Below are 18,687 nucleotides of genomic sequence, written 5' to 3' on the forward strand. Positions count from 1 at the left end.
CATGTTTTTAGGGGTTATTGGGAGTTTGGTTGTTGCACTATTTTTATTGGTCGCACCTTTTTCAGGTGAACCTTTTTCATGGTGGTTTTTATACTTGGTACTGGGCTGGAATTTACTATTTTTAAACCTTATGCCGGTTTGGGGAAGGATAAGAACACTTAATTTAGCTTATTTTGACCGCTTTACAGGCAAAGTGGGTTATACCTTTGATATCCTCGGTTGTGACGAGCGAGATGAGTTTGGTAATTGCTGTTTTAATTGGCGTGATATGAAATGTGTATTGGTAAACCAAAGCACCGACCAAGGAGGCTCTCGCGCTTTTTTCCCAGTGATATCGCACAAAGACAGAGATAAATATCCACAAACCAAAATGACCATAGTGGTCACTGAACTTGCACAAAACCCTATCTACTGTTTTTTATTTTGGGAGCGCTTAGTGCGCTTTATGGATAACAGCAAGCCATTACCAGATATTCCAGAATATGAAGGTTACCGGCACCTTGACCCAATCACCGCGGAGTTTGATAAGCACAACAATCGTCCAGAGGTATATTGGCGTGATATGAGCTTTAAACAACAAACTGAAATTTATGATGAGCTGTACAAAGAAGCCTGCGAAATAGACTGGTATAACGATGCACCCCAGCCAGAAATCACCAAACCGTGGCAACGCTGGACACCCGAACCTGAACGTAAAGAAACCCTAAATTGGAAATACAAAGCCAAACAATTATTTCTTCAATTAACCTGTGGTATACCGTAAATTGGGCTTTTAAATGATAAGCACGAATAAGCATTCTTTTTGAACCCGACGGGCCACGTTAGTTTGTAATGAGTTAACAACAATTTATAACATAAAATTTTATTAAAAATGTGTTTACACGAGATTTTATTTAGGTGCTTTGATGGGGGAAAGTATACTATTCGCAATACTTTCAATACGAAAGCCAGGTTGAACTTGGTTTTTGCTACCCGTCTGTTTCTAATAGCACCGCACCACTTTGGTTTTCACCTAGGTAGTCGTCTTTATTATAAATAGGGCATTTTTCCATCGATAAACAGCCACAGCCAATGCAGCCATCAACGCGTTCGCGAAGGCGCTGCATAAACGTAATGCGTTCATCAAGTTGCGTTTGCCATTGTTTAGACAGTGCTGACCAGTCTTTTTTTGTAGGCGTGCGCTCGTCGGGTAATGTGGCAAGCGTCTGTTTTACTTCTTCCAGTGTTATCCCCATGGCTTGAGCTGCTTTTATAACCGCAATGCGGCGCAGTACATCTGGTTTGTAGCGGCGTTGATTGCCGCTGTTGCGCCAGCTGCGTATTAGTCCTTTGGTTTCGTAAAAGTGTAGTGTTGACACTTTTACACCACTGCGTTTGGCAACATAGCCCACTGTTAAGTTAGCTTCGGTGAGCTTTTTTTGTTGTACGGTCATCGGTATGCGTCCTGTTTGCAAAAATATGGTTATTGCTTATTGACCTTAACTTAACTTGAGGTTTTAAGCTTTGCTCCATCATAAAAAAAGGAGTGATGCAAATGCAAGAAAAATCAACGAATACCACAGCCATAATTTTTTCAAGTGCGCGTAAATCAGGTAACACCAGTACACAAGTCAACAATTATATAGCTAAGGAAGGCGGGCAAGGCTTTTGCATCGATGACTTTGTTATCACGCCTTATCGTTATGACAAAAACTACCCAGAAGATGACTTTTATACATTGTTTGAACAGTTACTTACCTTTGAGCATTGGGTAATTGCGTCACCTATTTATTGGTATAACACCACGCCACAAATGAAAGCGTTTATGGATAGAATTACCGATTACATGGATGATGAAACGCTAAAACCTAAGCTAAGAACCTTACGCCAAAAACAGTTTTCTATTTTGTCTAATGCAGCATCACCTTCTGCACCTGATGCATTTTTGGATATGTTTAAACATACATTCAATTATTTAGGGATGACTTTTAAAGCACATTCACATGTTCAGGCTAGTTAATCAGGTTAAATAGCGTTAGGCTAAACAAAAAGTAAACAGGATGATGTATGAAAACGTTACTTACTGGTTTTAGCCTTCTTTTAACTAGCTTTGGTAATTTGGCAGCAGAGCCTGCGCCTGTGATTAAAGACTATGGTTTTTTTTATAACGTACCCGAGCATAAATCTGATTTGAGCCAAGCGCAGTTTAAAATTGTCTTTGATATAGGTGAGGGCGCTGAAAAGGGCGCGCAAAATAATCATATTAATTCGCTAGCGCGCTTTATTAATATGCATGTGGCTCACGGCGTAAAACCAGAAAACATTCAGCTTGCATTAGTGGTACACGGTGGCGCCAGTGTTGATGTGCTTGAAAACAGCGTTTATAAAGCGCGTTTTAACAAAGATAATAAAACCGAATCTTTAATTAAACAGCTACTTGCTAATAACACGCAGGTATATGTTTGTGGGCAGTCGGCAACCCATATGAAAGTGGCGGCTGAGCAACTCATTCCTGGAGTGAAAATGGCGCTTTCAGCAATGACCGCCCACGCCCAGTTACAGCAAAAAGGCTATACGCTGAACCCATTTTAAACATGAATATTCTTTGTTTTGGCGACTCCAATACCTTTGGTACATCACCCGTTGATGGAAAGCGGCTGCCTGCGCATGAACGCTGGCCGGGCATATTGGCAGAGCTGTTGGGTACAGGGCACCTCGTTATTGAAGCTGGGCAGCCTAATCGTACCTTAGTGAATAACCCGCCATTTAGCGGCGATAAATCAGGCGTAAAGTATTTAAAGCCTTACCTTGAAGTGCACACCGTTGATGTTGTTGTTATTGCGCTTGGCACCAATGATTTAAAAGCCCGTTTTGCACTGTCTGCTATCGATATTAGCAAAGCGCTTGAGGAGTTGATTTTAGCCATTAAAGCCTTTTATCATTGTAAAACAATTCCAAAGATAATCATTATAAGCCCGCCCAAGGTTCATGAAGTGGGAAGTTATAAAAGCATTTACGCAGGTGCAAGTAAAAAAGCTGAACAATTATCTATTGAATTTAAAGCCGTCGCTGATCGCCACGCGTGTGAGTTTATCGATGGCTTTTCACTTATTGCTACTTGTGAAAGTGAGGGAGTACATTGGCCGTATAAGGAGCATGTTTGCCTTGCAAAGCAGTTACACCCTATAGTTTAAAGTAGGGTGCGAGAGAGTTCTTTATATGATTTGCCAATTTTAACAACAGCCCCCGTAGTTAGTTCAACATACTCATGATTAACCGCAGTCACTTTGTTTTTATTAATTAAATACGACTTATGAATTTGTATAAATGTACCTGCTAGTTGTTCATTCAGTTGCTTAAGCGTTGTTGTGGCAAGGGTAAAAGAGTCAGCTTGATGTAACTTTACATAATTACCGTAAGCTTCAATATACTCAATAGTGTCTAACGCGAATTTTCGCTTTTCTCGGTCTACTTTAAGCGTTATATCTTTGGACTGGTGCTCTAGAGGTAGTGCACGTTGACACACTTTGCTGAGAGCTTGCTTTAGCCTTGGCGCTGAAACGGGTTTGAGCAAGTAGTCTGTAACATTTAAATCAAAGCCAGCTAAAGCATACTCTTGATAGGCACTATTAATAATTACTTGCGGCGGGTTAGCGAGCGCCTTTAATAGCTCTAGCCCTGTTAACTCTGGCATATTAATGTCGAGAAACACTAAATCAATGCCTGGTTTGGCAAGCACACATAAGGCGTCCTTAGCGCTATAGTATTGGCCTACCACATTTATATTGGAGTGTGCTGTTAAATGATGCAGTAGCACTTGATGCGCCAATGGCTCGTCATCAACAATGATGGCTTTTATCATTTTTACAGCTCCAAGGTCAGTATTGTCTGCCACATTGCATCCTGCTCACGGGTTATTAGTGAATGTTTATTAGGGTATAAAAGTTGTAGTCTTTTTTGTAAATTAACGAGCCCCATCCCTTGCTCTTTTTTTACTACACGAGCGGGTATTGGGTTGGTGCAATAAAGCGTTAAAACATTGTCATTGATTGTTATTTCAATTGATACGTGTGTTTTGTCACTTGCGGGTTCAACCCCATGTTTTATGGCATTTTCAACAATAATAATCAACAGCAGCGGTGTGATTTTGAGGTCGTCAAAATTGTATGGCCAAACAAGGTTAAACTTACACTTATTGGCACTTCTTATTTTTTGTAATTCAATAAAATTCTTAAGGTAGTCTAGCTCTTTTTCTAGTGGCACTGATGACTTTTGCCCTTCATACACTGTGTAGCGTAGTAAGTCTGCCAAATGCAGCACTAACTGTGGGGCTTGTTCTGATTTTGTCAGCGTAAGTGCATATAAGTTATTTAATGTATTAAATAAAAAATGAGGGTTAACTTGTTGTTGGAGTAATTTTAGTTCGGTTTGAGTTTGCTGTTTAGCGACTTCATTTAACTTGCTGTGTTGCTGTTGACGCTCAAACGCCAAAATAATCGGGGTACTGATAACAAGAAAAAGCAGCATAAACTGATAATTAAACTTACTAAAAATATTTTGATCACCACTTGGTGTGAGGTTAGCAATGCCGTGGGGTAAGTCATTAATGGGTAACGATAGAACGGTAGCTATCAACAAAGGTGTTAATACCAGCATTACAATAACGCAAACGGCTACAAACAAAAATACGCCGTGAACAGCAAGCAAGTGGCGAATGAGAAAGTATCGGTTAAATAAATATAACCCGTAAACAATTGCAGTATAAACGCCTAGTTGCCAAAAATAAGTGATAAATTGACCAAACTGCGAGACGACTTTACTTGGGTCAAAAATTAAATCAAATGGTTGATTTAATAGTGGGTCTTCATGTGTATTAAGTACCCCAGCCATTAGAAAACACCAGCCCAAAAGAGTGAGTAACACTACATTATCCAATGATATTAATGAACTTAGCCGTTTGCTATTGAGTGAAGGCTGAGTGACAACACGTTGAGATATCAGCCATGTTAGGCTTGCTGCCGTGCATAAGGCCCAGCCTTGCGGTGCTAAATAGTGCCAATGAGCAAATTGTGGAAGCAGCACCCCGAGCGCGTATATCAAGATAGGGTAAGCAATAAAACCTAACAGCCAGCTCATTATGGCCTGCCGTGAAGAATGCTTAAATGCGATTACATGGGCGATTAAAAAAGGCAGGCATACTAAAAGAAGTTGCAGGTTTATTTGTAAGTAAAGCGGTGTTGAGCTGAGCCTTAACGATAGAAAGCGAATATGGGCTTCAAGTAAAATGGCAGCCAATAACGGCAATAAGGCAATGACATATTTTACCTTAATCCGTTGTGACAAAAAGGAAATAACCGCCCGCACATTTCACCTAACTATAATTTTAACTTCACACTACTTTACCCTTTAAACATTATTAACACATCTTTACGTTGCTAAAAAACCACAAATAATGATGAAAGTAAGGTTTTTAATGATGAGCAGCCAATCGTTACTCTTATCCCTTAGTTATAGGCTTTGATCATTACTTGCTAGCTGATCTGGAAGTTGTTGCTTAATGTGACTATTCGTCAATTAAGGAACGCAATAGATGCTGACACTTACAAATATAAATAAAAAATACCCAGATGGCACGCACGCTTTAAATGATGTGTCGGTTCATTTGCCTGCTGGCATGGTTGGTTTACTTGGACCAAATGGGGCGGGTAAATCAAGTTTAATGCGCACCCTAGCGTGTTTGCAAAGTGTGGATAATGGTCAGGTAAATTTTGATGGCTTAAATGTGCTGCAACATTCCGAACAGATGCGCAAACAACTGGGCTATTTACCACAACAATTTGGCGTTTATCCAAATATGAGTTGTGTTGCATTACTGGAACATATTGCAACCTTAAAGGGACTCAATAAAAAAGATCGAAAGCAGCAAATAGATGAGCTTATGACACTGTTAAATTTATCTTCGTTTGCAAACAAAAAGGTGAGCCATTTTTCGGGTGGGATGAAACAACGCTTTGGTATTGCACAAGCGTTGTTAGGCTCTCCTAAACTGATTATTTTAGATGAACCAACCGCAGGGCTTGACCCTGCTGAGCGCGAAAGTCTCAATAATTTATTGGTGACGATTAGTAAACAACGCCTAGTGCTGTTATCTACTCACATCGTAGAAGACATAGAAAATCAGTGTCACTTTGTTGCAATGATTAACCAAGGCCAGCTAATTCAAAGTGGTGAAGTAGCCGCCCTAATCAAGCCATTGCATGGATGTGTATGGCTGCTAGACACCCTGCCTAGTGAACTACCACAAGAGAGCTTTGTACTAAGCAAAAGTTATCGGTACGGCAAACCTTCATTTCGTGTTTATGCTACAACGACCCCTGCTGAAAGTGCGATACCCGCAGAAGCGACACTGCAAGATAGCTATTTTTATGAATTGAAAGCAAGAGGGTGTCACGCATGTTATTGATCAATGAACTGCGTTACATCACTCGTCAGCCTCTGCTTTGGTTGTGCTTTTTAGCAGCGCCTTTGTTTGCGTATACATTGTCAGCAGGGTTAGCTGTTGAAGGAAGCGATGCGATAAACCAGTTAAAGCTGCACCTAGTTGCCCTACAAATGATGCAATTAGCTTTACTGACAGGCGCGCTTGCACCGACAATTTTTTTACGTGATCAAATACACAATATGCACGAGCTTGTAGCAGCGACTCCTATTACTTTTAGAAAGCGCGCTTGGTTACGTTTGAGCGCTTTGGTGATGTGTGTGTTTGCGATTGCGTTTATTAGTATGCTGGTGGTGGTTGTAACACAGTTACTCAGTAACGGGTTTGACTGGCATATTATTAATCTACTGTTTGTTAATAGCCTTTTTATGTTGTTTCCTAATGCGTGTTTGCTCAGTGTCATTGCCCTGTGGTTTTGTCAAAAGTTCAGCAGTGCTTTGGTGAATTATGTTGTATTTGCAGTTATATGGATTGGCTACTTACTACTTGCAAGTGTTACTGGTAACCCAATACTGGCGGGCAGTAGTATTATTAGTGAAACTAGCTATCAACTGTTTATATGGTTAGACCCTTTCGCATACACCGCAATTATAGCTAGCTTTAGTGAACCACAAGGCTGGATTGTCGCTTTTAATCGGGTGCTGATATTATTACTCACAAGTCTTATTTATTTTAGCGCTGTTGCAAGTAATCAGTCTAACTCGTTTAATAAGCCAGTAAAAAATGCAGTGAGCAAGCTACAACCCGTTACAGTAGCAAATGCCTCGTACCGACCTGCGGCTGCAAAAAGTCATGGTCTAGCGATATTTATCACATTTTATAAAGTAGCGCTTTTCAATGTATTAAAGCATCCAATAACATGGATAGTTTTATTAGCTTGGCCAGCCATGGTGTTTAATAGCGTAGCCTCTTCTGCTGCTTATGCTGAGCCATTAAGTGTAATCAATGCAACAACCAGTATCGATGCAATTAGTCACTATGCATTTGATATGCAAATACTGTTTGGGTGCTTGCTGATGGTGCTTTGGAGCTGGCAAATCAGTTGTTATGCACAGCGCTTTAATATGGCTGAGCTAATCGCAGCAACACCTATCAAAACGACCACAATTTTATATAGTCAATTATTGGTATTGGCTACTCTGGTTATTACTTTTTCAACAATGAGTTTTGTGGGAGCCTCTTTAGCGCAGTGGTTTATTGATAGCCAATATGACGCTTACGACCATGTATATGTTTTGTGTTTAACGTCACTGCCCCTAATGCTAATTGGCTGGGTAACGGTATGTGTATTTAATATTTGTCGCTCAACACTGGTTGCAGGAGCAATCGTTTTTGTGATGTTGTTGCTAAAATTTACTCCCGTTATGACTTATTTAGGACTCACACACACATTTTGGAGCCTAGCTTGGACGCCATTGCAGCCGCCGAGTGAGTTTTGGGGTTATCGGGCGAGTATTAGCAGTTATTGGCCTTATATGCAGGTGTGGTTGCTGGCCGGTATAAGTTTTATATTGCTAACGTGTGTATTTAGCCACCGCGGTGCGGGGCTTTATAGGCGTGCAGTTGTGCGAAAAGATGCATGGCTAATAATGCCAGTATTGCTCTGCGTTGGCTTATTTGTGCAATTACACCTACGTTTAGTTGATGAAAAGCCCCTTACCAATTCACATAAGCGTGAAGCGTTTAAAGCCAATTATGAAAAGAACTTTGCCGATTGGCAGCATAAGTTGCAACCACAAGTTAGCCATCTTGATGCAAAAATTGATTTTTATCCGCATCAACAGTTTGTTAAGTTTGATCTGACTTACACTTTAAAAAATCGTCATCCAAGGGCTATTAAGCAAATTTTAGTTGGCAGGGCTGGGTTTTATAAATGGGCGGATGTAAAGATTGCTGGCGCAAGCCAAATTGCGTTTTACCCTGAGTTAAATCAAGCTGTGTATGAGTTTGATATTGCATTAAAGCCACGTGAAACACGGCAATTAACAACACAATTTGAGGTTCATCAAACAACCTTGTGGCCTGCTGGTGGGCATCAAATAATTACGCCTGAATTTAGTTATATTCGTGCTGTTCCTGCGTTGCCAACTATTGGCTATCAAGTTAATTATGAGCTTACCGATACACAGTTACGCGCTCAATATGGTTTGCAACAAAAGGCACGGCCATTAGCTTCAACATTATTTAATGAGCAGAATAAAAGGCCTAAACACTATGAGCGCATAACGATGTCGAGCACAATATCAACTGCGGCGGGGTATCATGTTGTGACGCAGGGCAAGCAAATAGCGCATCAACGTGAACGGGATCGTGAGATATTTGAGTTTAAAACATTAACTGAAATTAATAACTTACCAGCTTGGCTAACCGTGCCTTTTACTGCTGAAACCAAAAAGCATAATGATGTTACCTTACAAGTTTTTGTAAAAAAACAACAGCTGATTGAGCGCTCAGATGCAATTGCTGTTAACTTTCATGCAATGATAGACACACTTGATTGGTTTAAAAATAATATTGTTGCTTATAAAGCAAAGCAATTGAGTATACTTGCGGCCCCATCCTTTGGGGGCACAGGGTATGCCTTGCCACAAATAATATTAATTGAAGATACCGTTGGTTTTAGGGCACGACTAAGCGATGATGCCGGTTTTGATCAGCGTTATCGCCGTGCAGTGCATGAAACCGCTCATCAATGGTTTGGCCATGATATAGGCAATAGTGTGCCTGCTGACAGTGCGTTTTTAGTTGAATCGATGGCAAAATATATCGAATTAGTGGTGATAGAAAAACGCTACGGTAAAGCCGCTATGAATGCATTAGTTGAGTATGAGACAAAACGTTACAAGCAAGCATCACGTATGGATATTACCCCCCAAATGGCGTTAATTGATTCAACAAAAAACTACGATCAATACTCAAAAGCCACTATCGCATTTGCAAAATTAAGGAAAGAAATAGGCGATGAAGCGATAATTAAGGCACTTAACTCAGTATGGGAAAATCATGCTCACCCAAATAGCCCTGCAACTTCAATGGACTTTATTCTTGCATTGAAAGAGCAAGTTGAACCACAAGATAGTAGGTTAATAGATGAATTGATTTTGTGAAATTGCACAAAGGGTGCGCGCCGCAAAAGAAAAATACTCGCTTATCTTTAAATCGTGGCAGGAGAGTGGACGCTTTTTACTGAGATGGTTTAGATATATAGCCAAATAAGGCCTATGAGAATAGGCCTTACTTGGCTAGGGTTTGTTTATCTTTTCGGATTAAAATTTGTTCTGCCTTGCCTGAATACCAAACAGGCTGCTGCAAATTTAACCTTGGAAGGTAAACAGACCCTAGTGCATTTATTAACTGTTATTTGTAGTTAGTAAGATGCCACAATACTTGTACCTGAAAATGCTGTATACCCTCGTAAAGTTATGTAGTACTTGCCACCTTGTCCTGAATTTAAGCTACAGGTTTCATTGTTACCGTTTAGATAAGGGCGGCAGTCGAAATTATTCGTAGTCGGTTGAGCGCCTTTTCGAACATACAAGTCTGCATCGCCTGTGCCACCCGACATGCTGACATTCAATACAGCACTGGCTGGCACGTCAATGGTATAAACTAGCTCTTGGCTTTGTGAGCCAGCAAGTCCATTTATTGGTACGCCATTGGTGAGGCAGTTATTGCCACACGATGCATTACCATCAAACGTGCCGGTTAAATTAGCTCCACTATATTGACTGTATCCATTGAGCATAATCCACCAGTCACCCGCTTGCGGATTTGTGAATGAGCAACTTTCTGTGTTGCCATTTTTGTAAGGTCGGCAATTGTAGCTATTTATGGATGGTTTTTGCCCGACTTGAACATACATATCAGCATCACCTGAGCCACCATTCATATCAAAAGTGAGTGCAGAGCTACCAGCTGGCACAGTCAACTTATAAAATGTATTTGAACCTTGTACACCTGACACGTTTACACTTTGCCCATTGGTTAATTCATTTTCGATGGGAGGCTCAATAACACCGCCATCTAATGTGTAGAGTAACTCATTTGGTGAGCCTGATTTGGCGTCAGAGACGGTGTTTTTTGTGCTGCGCTGGCTGAGTTTTGTGTCAATCTGGGATGGACTTAAACTAGGAGTCTCATCAAGGAATAATGCGACGGCTCCAGCCACATGTGGGGCAGCCATCGAAGTGCCACTTATTGTATTGGTTGCCGAATTTGAATTGTACCATGCAGATTTTATGCTAGATCCAGGTGCATATATATCTAAGCAATTTCCGTAGTTGGAAAAACTAGAACGACTGTCGCTACTTGTTGTGGAACCAACGGTTATTGCATTTGCGGCGCGTGCTGGTGAGTAATTACAAGCGTTTCTATTATCGTTACCCGCGGCCACCACAAAACTAATACCTGCTGCAACGGCGTTATTCACTGCGTCGTCTGTTGCCTGTGATGCCCCACCGCCTAAGCTCATGTTTGCCACTGAAGGACCCGAGGCATTATTTTTTACCCAGTTAATACCTGCAATAACCCCTGAATTTGAACCAGAGCCGTTACAGCCTAATACACGTACACCAACTATATTTACATTTTTAGCGACCCCGTAAGCACTGCCTCCGATGGTACCTGCTACGTGTGTACCATGACCATTACAATCAGTTGCGTCAGCATCATTGTCAATAAAATCATAGCCATGAGAAGCACGATTACCGAACTCATTATGACTTACACGGACACCCGTATCGATAACATAGGCTGTTACGCCAGAGCCATCAAAATCATAATAATAGTTTGAGTTCAAAGGGAGGGATTGTTGATCAATTCGGTCTAGACCCCATATAGCATTTGGCTGATTTGCGTTGGTTTGGGCAAGCGGTGCAACCGACATTATTTGATCTTGTTCAATGTATTCAATATTTGGGTTGCTAAGCATTTGTTGTACTTTTTGTGCAGATGCATTGACAACAACACCGTTTAACACGCCCCCAAACTCTTGAGCAATATCAACATTATAAAGGTTACTTAAACTTGCCGATTGTGTACTGGCAAAGTCAGCAATTGCATCACTACTTTGAGTGTTCAACACTGTGGGGGTTTTGAACACAACGATATATTTACCTTCAATGGCTCGGTTTGTGTCGACGCTCAGCAATTCAGCAGCATGAGTTTGGCCAGCAGATAAACCGATGAGTACAGCAAAACTTAGAGAACTTAATTTACGCATTACTTAATCCTTTTTGGATAGTTATTGTTTGAAACGCAATCCAAAAGATAGTTTGAAAGCACAATAAGTAAACATTAAATTAACAATTAATTAACTCAAATGTAAATGTGTGTAAACAAATTTTTCTATTTTGGGGTTTTTTGTATTTATATTAAGTACGTAGCGAATACGTGTCATTGTCGGTATCCAAGTTTTTTTGATTGTCGATATGTACGCAATTGATTCGATATATTTAACCTGAACTCTGGATAATACATCTATCGCCAGCGGCTGGAGACGAACAAATATATTTGTGATTTAATATCAGTACATTGTTATATCTCTTAAGCTGAGTTCTGGTTATTTAACTTTTAGTGACTAATAGTGTTCGTTAAAAACGCAATAAAAAAAGCCGCTTATTTAAATCAAGCGGCTTTAAGCATTAATACAGGAGGGATTAAAACTCGTAACTCACACTAAAGCGCGTGGTGCGTGGCATAATGTAACGTCCATTTGGTGCGTCTGCATTACGTGGATCGCCTTCGGTGATACCTTGCTCGTCAGTGACGTTATCAATTGCCACTTGCAACTTTATGCCTTCCATCGGTTCAAGAATAAAGCCCAGATCTAACTTTTCATAACCATCAAGTGTGACGGTGTTTTCGTTATTACCAAACCGATCATCAACCGCTGATAGCGTGCCATATAAAGTGGCATACATACCATCTAATTCAAAGTCATAGCTTGGTGTTACACGCATTTGCCATTTAGGTTGACGCTGACTTTGGTTACCTTTGTTGTCAGGGCTTTTGGTTATTTCGGTTTCTTGAATCGTTGAGTTTAAATTAACGGATAACCCAGATGCGTGATTATAGTTATAATCAAGTTCTACACCATAGGCTTCGTTGGTAAGAATCTCAGCGGGCACGCCTGGGCGACTTACAAATGTGTCGCCTTTAACTTCGTTGGTAAAAAATGTGGCGAAAAAGTCTGTGCTTTGCGTAATAAGTTTGTAACCAAACTCAGCTTGAGTCACTTCTTTTATCAGTTTTTCACCACCTTGATACGCGCCATAGTTATCACGGAAGTCATCAAAATAAGGCATTTTATAACCACGGTTAATGCGCGCAAATACACCCATGTCATCGTTAATGGAGTAGTTTAGACCTGTGGTCCATGATGTTTTGCTCTCATCGTATTGTACGGTTTTATCAATTGTGCCATCTAACCCTTCGTCAACACTGTATTGTAGATCATGGTTTTCATGGCGTAGGCCTCCATCTAAAGTAAGGGCTGAGGTGAGTTTATATTGTGCTGTGGTGTAAAACGCATTTGTGCGGGCATCACCTGTCGCATTAATATTGTAATTAAAGCCACACCCTTGGGTATCTGCATTACAGGCAATATCGTTGAGCATTTCGCCGCCAGCTTCTAGTACATGGTAAGCGATGTTACCTAAGCTCCACCAATCTTTTGCTGATGTGTTTGCCGTGTAGTAACCAAGCGCGAGTGATAAATCATCGAATTGTTTTGAAAAAGCCAAATCATTGGTGAATGAGTCTATTTCTTTGAGCACAACCCAGCGGCCCAGTTGTTGTACTGCTGTATTACTATTATAAACTTGACCTGTGGCAGCTCCACTGGCTGTTAGCCCATTATCCGCCACTTCGCCAAGCGTTGTTGCCGAGCCTGCGGGTACTAAACCAAATGTGTTGGCATCGCCCTTTGTCATATTAAAACGGTCTGAGAACGCCCAACCATTATCAAACTCAAGTTTTACACTGGCACCCGACACATGACCCTTCCAACCGCGACCATTACCAAGGTCAATTTGGTGGGCGTCATTGTCAGGACCTGTATAAATAGTTGCTTGGCGATTTAACGTGCCTAACTGTGTATAGCCTGCATCAATGCCGTCTATATTTAACGGCGTGGGTAAGTACCATGCGCCGTGATCATCCGTTTGACGGGTATAAAAACTCATTTCACCGTTATCAAGCATTTTGGTGATGTTAATTGTTAACTGGTTGCCTTTTTCAGACGTGAAACCAGCATCACGTATGCCCGGTGAGCTTTTTACATAGCCGCCCACCATAAAATAAAGATCGTCCGTAATTTCACCACTTATCATGCTATCAACACGTTGTAGGCCATAATCTGATGTGGTGTATTTAAAGAGCCCTTGGGTGTCTTCACTGCCGCGTTTTAAACGAAAATTGGTGGTTAACCCGGGTTGCCCATTAGACACAACTGGGTTTGGGCCGCCACGAAGTGCTTCCATTGTTTCAATGGTTTCATCGACTCTGAACAGCGATGAGTTTTCTAAAAAAGAGAGTGTTGGCGCAGGATAAATTGGCGACCCTTCAAGGCTTAGGGTTAAAAATGGCGCGTCGCCACCACCTGGGAAACCTCTTACAAACACATTGGCACCGGATTCACCCCCTGAGCTTTCTACCCACACACCGGGCACGGCTTTAAATAAATCAGCCGTGCTCTTTGGCGATAATTTAATGATCTGCTCAGCATCAATATTTGTAACAGCGTAACTTGCGTCAATTTTTCGCACGCCCATGCCTGCGGGAGTACCAGAAACAATGATGCGCTCAACGTTTTTGTCAGTAGTGGCTGACTGCTCATTATTGGTATTTTGTTGTGCATAAGCGTGTTGATTACTGAGCGCTAAAATAACAGCGCATGCCAGTATGCATGGTGTGTGTGTTGTTGTCATGTTGGTGTTCCTATTATTGTTCGTTATTTAATAAGTCTATAAATAACAAAGCATTAACTGAATTTTGTACTGTGTTAATACTGAGTTATTTTAAACCTTAGAACTTTATGCAAACGTTTGCAATTACTTTTTCATTGTTTTTGTATTATTTTTATACACAGTGATGTTTATTATAAAAATTAAAGCAGAGGTCGCAGCCTAAATTTAATAATAATGATATATTGCCAACTCACAAGATAAGGAAGGTTCCGTACTTAGCAATGAATAATAAACAACTCAAGTTAGCAGACTTAGCTAAGCTCGCGGGGGTATCTACCTCGACAGTTTCTCGTGCGTTGAATGATAACCCATTGATAAAGCAGGAAACGAGAGATAAGTTAAAGCAGCTAGCAAAGCAACATAACTTTAGTTTAAATACCGCTGCTAGTCGTTTACGTACGCAAAAAACCAATGTTGTTGCCGTTATTATTAACTTTGACAGTGGCACTGAGCAGTCTATAAATGACCCTTTTTTATTGAAGGTTGTGGGGGAGATTAACCTCGCTTTAAATAAACAAGGCCTCGAACTTTTGCTATCCAACTCCTTTATGGCCGGAGATGATTGGGCAAACTACTTTATCAATAGCCGCCGTGCTGATGGCATCATCGTCGTAGGGCAGGGGAAAGACCCTAGCAATATTGAAGCTGCAGCCGCCGCTGGCGTTCCACTAGTGGTATGGGGCGACCCTAAGACGCATTGTAATTACCCAGTTGTCGGCAGTGATAACTTTGTTGGCGGTCGCATTGCAACTGAGCATTTAATTACTGGTGGGGCTAAAAATATTGTGTTTTTGGGTGATCCTGCGCATGGCGAAATCGGCGAGCGCTACCGGGGGTATTTAGCTGCTATGAAAGCTGCTAACTATTCGCCAGACGTGGTGTCTATAGATATTACCAGTGGTGCAGCATACAAAGGAATTAACGCACTACTACTGAAAAATGGTTTATGCTTTGATGGTATTGTTGCATGCAGTGATATGGTGGCGCTGGGTGCAATGAAAGCGTTGAAAGAGCGTTATATAAGCATTCCAAACGATGTTGCATTAGTGGGTTTTGATGATATTGCCATGGCAGATATTAGTCACCCATCCCTTTCCAGTATCAAGCAAAATACGCAACTAGCGTCGGTTATTTTAGTCGAAAAATTACTGACACAACTGCAAGGGCAGCCTTCAGATTCACAAGTTATTGAAATAGAACTTATAAATCGCCAGTCAACGAAACCGTGATTTGCATCATAAACCCATAAAATGGGGGATCTAATGGCCATAAAATGCAAACGTTTGCATTTTGTTTTTCACTGCACTATGCTAAAAGAAACCAACATTAGGTAACACACATGAACCTTTTAAGAATAACCATAGGCTTGGCATGCAGCTACTTTGTGTTTGCAATATTGCTCAATAGCGTCGGCACTGTCATTTTACAAGCTATCAACAGTTTTGATATTACTAAAACACAAGCCTCTGTTTTAGAAGGTTATAAAGACTTATCAATCGCTGTTTTTTCGTTTGCTGTTGCATCGTTTATTCCCAGGGTGGGTTATAAATTTGCAATGCTAGTCGCCTTGGGCGCGGTGACACTAATATGTTTAGTAGTGCCATCTATTGCACAGTTTTATGTGTTCAAGCTTTTATTCGCTGTAATTGGTTGCAGCTTTGCAATTATGAAAATTTCAGTTTATTCAGTGATCGGGCAGGTTACTAACGATGCAAATAAGCACTCTGCGCTACTCAATACCATTGAAGGTATTTTTATGGTCGGCGTGTTGTCTGGTTATTGGGTGTTTTCAAGCTTTATCGGTAGCGGCAATAACTCAGGCGCATCGTGGTTAAATGTGTATTACCTTTTAGCTGGGCTAGTAGGCATTGCATTTATTAGTGTTCTTTTTTCGCCAATTCAATCACCTCAAAAAGAAACACTGCCTAGTAGTCAATGGCGTGCTTTTTTAGACATGTTGGCACTTGCTTATAAACCTTTGGTGCTTATTTTTATTATTAGTGCATTTTTATATGTATTAATTGAACAAGGCGTGGGTACTTGGTTGCCTACCTTTAACAACCAAGTACTTAAGTTGCCGGTTGATGTGAGTATACAGCTGGCGAGTATATTTGCCGGTGCGCTGGCAATAGGCCGGCTGGTGGCAGGGCAGTTACTGCGTTTTATTGGTTGGTATAGCTTATTGATTGGTTGCTTAATCGCAATGGCTGGGCTTGTTCTTTTAGTGTTACCACTCACTCATAATATTGATGGCAGTCAAGTGAAGAGCGTGTTTGATGTGCCTTTTGCAGCCTATATGTTGCCATTGATTGGGTTTTTTATGGCTCCGCTTTATCCATTACTTAATTCAGTTATGTTGAGCGCTCTAGCGGCACACCAACAAGCAGCTATGACGGGATTAATCGTGGTTTTTTCAGCGCTTGGCGGGACAACGGGATCGATTCTAACAGGCTTTATCTTTGATAGATTTAGTGGTCAGCACGCATTTTATTTAACACTTGTGCCAATTTGCCTGTTGTTAGCGAGTGTGACTTTATTCAAAAAAATGACCCTAGACGTGAGCGTAAAGCAGGTGAAGCAGTGATGAATTTTTTACAGAGCCAATTGTTTTTAGATGTACAGTTAGCCGCAATATTTGATGATAGCAAAACATTTGCCGATGCAATTGCGAAGCAAAGTTGGCAAGCAGCTTGCGATCATTATTTACAAATCCGGCCGTTGAGTAAACAGCAGCTAACAGAGTTTGTTACACAGCACTTTACGCTTGAATCAACCGATATTGCGTTAGATGTATTACAAAGCCACAATGCGAAAACGTATATTGCTCAATTATGGCCTAAATTACATCGTCCTGCTGATGAAGTGAAAAGCAGCTCTTTGCTACCACTTAAGCACAGCTATATTGTGCCAGGTGGTCGGTTTCAAGAAATCTATTATTGGGACAGTTATTTTACGTCTCTGGGTTTACAAGACATTAATGACTTAGACAGCATTGAAGCAATGTTATCTAACTTTATTGATTTACAGACCCGTAATGGCTGTATTCCTAATGGAAATAGACTGTATTACAGCTCTCGTTCGCAGCCCCCAGTGATGGCATTAATGGTTGATTTACTGTGGCGCGCTAAGTATTGCCATAAAGCTGATGTTAAATGGTTAGCCCGCTGTGTTGAAGCACTTGAAGAAGAATATGCATTTTGGATGTCTGGCAGTGAGCTGTTATCAAAGCAGGTATCCGCTCATAGGCGTATAGTACAGATGAAGTGCGGCGCACGTTTAAATCGCTATTGGGATGACGTTGCAAGTCCAAGGCCTGAATCATTACGTGAGGATTTAGAGGATGCAGCCGTTTTACCACAGTCGCAAAGGGCGCAGTATTATCAAAATATTAGGGCTGCGTGCGAATCTGGTTGGGATTTTAGTAGCCGTTGGTTGGCTGATTCTGACTCACTAAGCAGTATACAAACCACTGCTATCATCCCTGTTGATCTTAATAGCTTATTGTACAATCTTGAACATTTACTGGGTCATTACTGTCAGCTATTAGATTACAATGAAAAGCAACAGCAATATGAACAACACGCAGCTCAGCGTTTAGAGGCTATAAATCAATATTTGTATGATGAAGAATTAGGTTTTTATGTTGATTATAATTTTCAAAAAAACTGCCAATCACCTGTTTTATCGCTCGCGGGCGTAGTGCCGTTATTTGTTAAGTGCGCCAGTATCCAACAAGCACAACAGGTAAAAGCAACGATTATGTCCGATTTTTTAAAGGTGGGTGGGTTAGTGACTACGCTCAATGAGACCGCTCAACAGTGGGATAGCCCTAATGGTTGGGCACCATTACAGTGGTTTGCTGTAAAAGGATTGCAGCAATACAGTTTTGATGATGATGCGACGGAAATTATGACGCGTTGGTTAAGTACCATTGAAGTAGGGTTCTCTAAGGATGGTTGTTTACTTGAAAAATACGACGTGTGTAATGTAAATAACCGCGCCGGGGGAGGGGAATACACAGTCCAACAAGGGTTCGGGTGGACTAATGGCGTGACATCGCGTTTTTATCAGTTATTAAAACAGCCTTAGTAGATTTTACTTTTCAAAGTTGAATTTTGATAGTTCTTTGGCGATTTAAAGGATTAGGCTTGCATATAGCGTTATTTTCTATAAAACGCTGAAGTTGGGTCATTAATCTTAAATAAATTTTGCAACTATTTTATAGAGACGAAAAGCGTTTAA

General features: G+C 40.9%; 14 protein-coding genes. 9 read left to right on the forward strand and 5 right to left on the reverse strand.

Going from position 1 to position 18,687, the window contains the following annotated elements; genetic code table 11:
• The first annotated feature begins 1 nt into the window (after window position 1).
• Window positions 2-763: a hypothetical protein gene (locus tag C7Y70_RS08330; RefSeq protein WP_135474322.1), complete on the forward strand. Its 762-nt coding sequence runs from the start codon at window positions 2-4 to the stop codon at window positions 761-763.
• 205 nt (window positions 764-968) lie between these two features.
• Here C7Y70_RS08330 and soxR read toward each other — a convergent pair whose 3' ends face one another.
• Window positions 969-1,433 carry a redox-sensitive transcriptional activator SoxR gene (soxR, locus tag C7Y70_RS08335; protein WP_135474324.1) on the reverse strand — a complete coding sequence of 155 codons (465 nt, stop codon included), beginning with the start codon at window positions 1,431-1,433 and terminating at the stop codon, window positions 969-971.
• 101 nt (window positions 1,434-1,534) lie between these two features.
• On the opposite strand from soxR, the gene C7Y70_RS08340 reads away from it, so the two are divergent.
• From C7Y70_RS08340 to C7Y70_RS08350, 3 genes are read left to right on the forward strand one after another with little or no spacing between them, the layout of a single operon-like run.
• Complete coding sequence (locus C7Y70_RS08340) at window positions 1,535-1,999, forward strand: NAD(P)H-dependent oxidoreductase (RefSeq protein WP_099292857.1); 465 nt, start codon at window positions 1,535-1,537, stop codon at window positions 1,997-1,999.
• Between the two features lie 47 nt (window positions 2,000-2,046).
• Window positions 2,047-2,571, forward strand: coding sequence for a DsrE family protein (locus C7Y70_RS08345; RefSeq protein ID WP_135474326.1), 525 nt, complete (start codon window positions 2,047-2,049; stop codon window positions 2,569-2,571).
• Window positions 2,572-2,573: 2 nt separating this feature from the next.
• The gene (locus tag C7Y70_RS08350) at window positions 2,574-3,173 is read left to right on the forward strand and encodes a GDSL-type esterase/lipase family protein (RefSeq protein WP_135474328.1); all 600 of its coding nucleotides are present in this window, start codon (window positions 2,574-2,576) and stop codon (window positions 3,171-3,173) included.
• Here the strand turns inward: C7Y70_RS08350 and C7Y70_RS08355 are convergent.
• Window positions 3,170-3,874, reverse strand: a complete 705-nt coding sequence (locus C7Y70_RS08355) for a LytTR family DNA-binding domain-containing protein (RefSeq protein WP_245321441.1) — start codon at window positions 3,872-3,874, stop codon at window positions 3,170-3,172. The two genes, C7Y70_RS08350 and C7Y70_RS08355, sit on opposite strands and share 4 nt — an antisense overlap.
• Entirely contained in the window at window positions 3,844-5,343 is a 1,500-nt protein-coding gene (locus tag C7Y70_RS08360; RefSeq protein WP_135474330.1) for a histidine kinase, read from the reverse strand. The genes C7Y70_RS08355 and C7Y70_RS08360 overlap by 31 nt, the downstream gene beginning before the upstream one ends.
• Window positions 5,344-5,569: 226 nt before the next feature.
• Here C7Y70_RS08360 and C7Y70_RS08365 point away from each other — a divergent pair, with 226 nt between their 5' ends.
• Entirely contained in the window at window positions 5,570-6,442 is an 873-nt protein-coding gene (locus C7Y70_RS08365; protein WP_135474332.1) for an ABC transporter ATP-binding protein, read from the forward strand.
• Complete coding sequence (locus C7Y70_RS08370; RefSeq protein ID WP_135474334.1) at window positions 6,433-9,585, forward strand: M1 family aminopeptidase; 3,153 nt, start codon at window positions 6,433-6,435, stop codon at window positions 9,583-9,585. Before C7Y70_RS08365 ends, C7Y70_RS08370 begins: the two co-directional genes overlap by 10 nt.
• Window positions 9,586-9,845: 260 nt before the next feature.
• On the opposite strand, the gene C7Y70_RS08375 is transcribed toward C7Y70_RS08370, so the two are convergent.
• Together C7Y70_RS08375 and C7Y70_RS08380 are read right to left on the reverse strand one after the other, a co-directional pair.
• Entirely contained in the window at window positions 9,846-11,699 is a 1,854-nt protein-coding gene (locus C7Y70_RS08375; RefSeq protein ID WP_135474336.1) for a S8 family serine peptidase, read from the reverse strand.
• A 436-nt stretch (window positions 11,700-12,135) separates the two neighbouring features.
• Window positions 12,136-14,406: a TonB-dependent receptor gene (locus C7Y70_RS08380; protein ID WP_135474338.1), complete on the reverse strand. Its 2,271-nt coding sequence runs from the start codon at window positions 14,404-14,406 to the stop codon at window positions 12,136-12,138.
• A 260-nt stretch (window positions 14,407-14,666) separates the two neighbouring features.
• Between C7Y70_RS08380 and C7Y70_RS08385 the strand changes: the two genes are divergently transcribed.
• From C7Y70_RS08385 to C7Y70_RS08395, 3 genes are all read left to right on the forward strand, one after another.
• Window positions 14,667-15,674 carry a substrate-binding domain-containing protein gene (locus tag C7Y70_RS08385; RefSeq protein ID WP_135474339.1) on the forward strand — a complete coding sequence of 336 codons (1,008 nt, stop codon included), beginning with the start codon at window positions 14,667-14,669 and terminating at the stop codon, window positions 15,672-15,674.
• A 110-nt stretch (window positions 15,675-15,784) separates the two neighbouring features.
• On the forward strand, window positions 15,785-17,029 hold the full coding sequence (locus C7Y70_RS08390; protein ID WP_135474341.1) for an MFS transporter: 1,245 nt from the start codon (window positions 15,785-15,787) through the stop codon (window positions 17,027-17,029).
• Window positions 17,029-18,534, forward strand: coding sequence for a trehalase family glycosidase (locus tag C7Y70_RS08395; RefSeq protein ID WP_135474343.1), 1,506 nt, complete (start codon window positions 17,029-17,031; stop codon window positions 18,532-18,534). Before C7Y70_RS08390 ends, C7Y70_RS08395 begins: the two co-directional genes overlap by 1 nt.
• Window positions 18,535-18,687 lie beyond the last annotated feature (153 nt).

Source organism: Pseudoalteromonas sp. KS88 (assembly GCF_004766475.1).
Taxonomy (GTDB): domain Bacteria; phylum Pseudomonadota; class Gammaproteobacteria; order Enterobacterales; family Alteromonadaceae; genus Pseudoalteromonas.

Bases quoted from the DNA above. Each gene is read 5' to 3' on its own strand.
- C7Y70_RS08350 (WP_135474328.1), top strand. From the start codon at position 2,574: ATGAATATTCTTTGTTTTGGCGACTCCAATACCTTTGGTACATCACCC.
- C7Y70_RS08375 (WP_135474336.1), bottom strand. From the start codon at position 11,699: ATGCGTAAATTAAGTTCTCTAAGTTTTGCTGTACTCATCGGTTTATCT.
- C7Y70_RS08395 (WP_135474343.1), top strand. From the start codon at position 17,029: ATGAATTTTTTACAGAGCCAATTGTTTTTAGATGTACAGTTAGCCGCA.
- C7Y70_RS08340 (WP_099292857.1), top strand. From the start codon at position 1,535: ATGCAAGAAAAATCAACGAATACCACAGCCATAATTTTTTCAAGTGCG.
- C7Y70_RS08380 (WP_135474338.1), bottom strand. From the start codon at position 14,406: ATGACAACAACACACACACCATGCATACTGGCATGCGCTGTTATTTTA.
- soxR (WP_135474324.1), bottom strand. From the start codon at position 1,433: ATGACCGTACAACAAAAAAAGCTCACCGAAGCTAACTTAACAGTGGGC.
- C7Y70_RS08330 (WP_135474322.1), top strand. From the start codon at position 2: ATGTTTTTAGGGGTTATTGGGAGTTTGGTTGTTGCACTATTTTTATTG.
- C7Y70_RS08390 (WP_135474341.1), top strand. From the start codon at position 15,785: ATGAACCTTTTAAGAATAACCATAGGCTTGGCATGCAGCTACTTTGTG.
- C7Y70_RS08365 (WP_135474332.1), top strand. From the start codon at position 5,570: ATGCTGACACTTACAAATATAAATAAAAAATACCCAGATGGCACGCAC.
- C7Y70_RS08370 (WP_135474334.1), top strand. From the start codon at position 6,433: ATGTTATTGATCAATGAACTGCGTTACATCACTCGTCAGCCTCTGCTT.
- C7Y70_RS08385 (WP_135474339.1), top strand. From the start codon at position 14,667: ATGAATAATAAACAACTCAAGTTAGCAGACTTAGCTAAGCTCGCGGGG.
- C7Y70_RS08345 (WP_135474326.1), top strand. From the start codon at position 2,047: ATGAAAACGTTACTTACTGGTTTTAGCCTTCTTTTAACTAGCTTTGGT.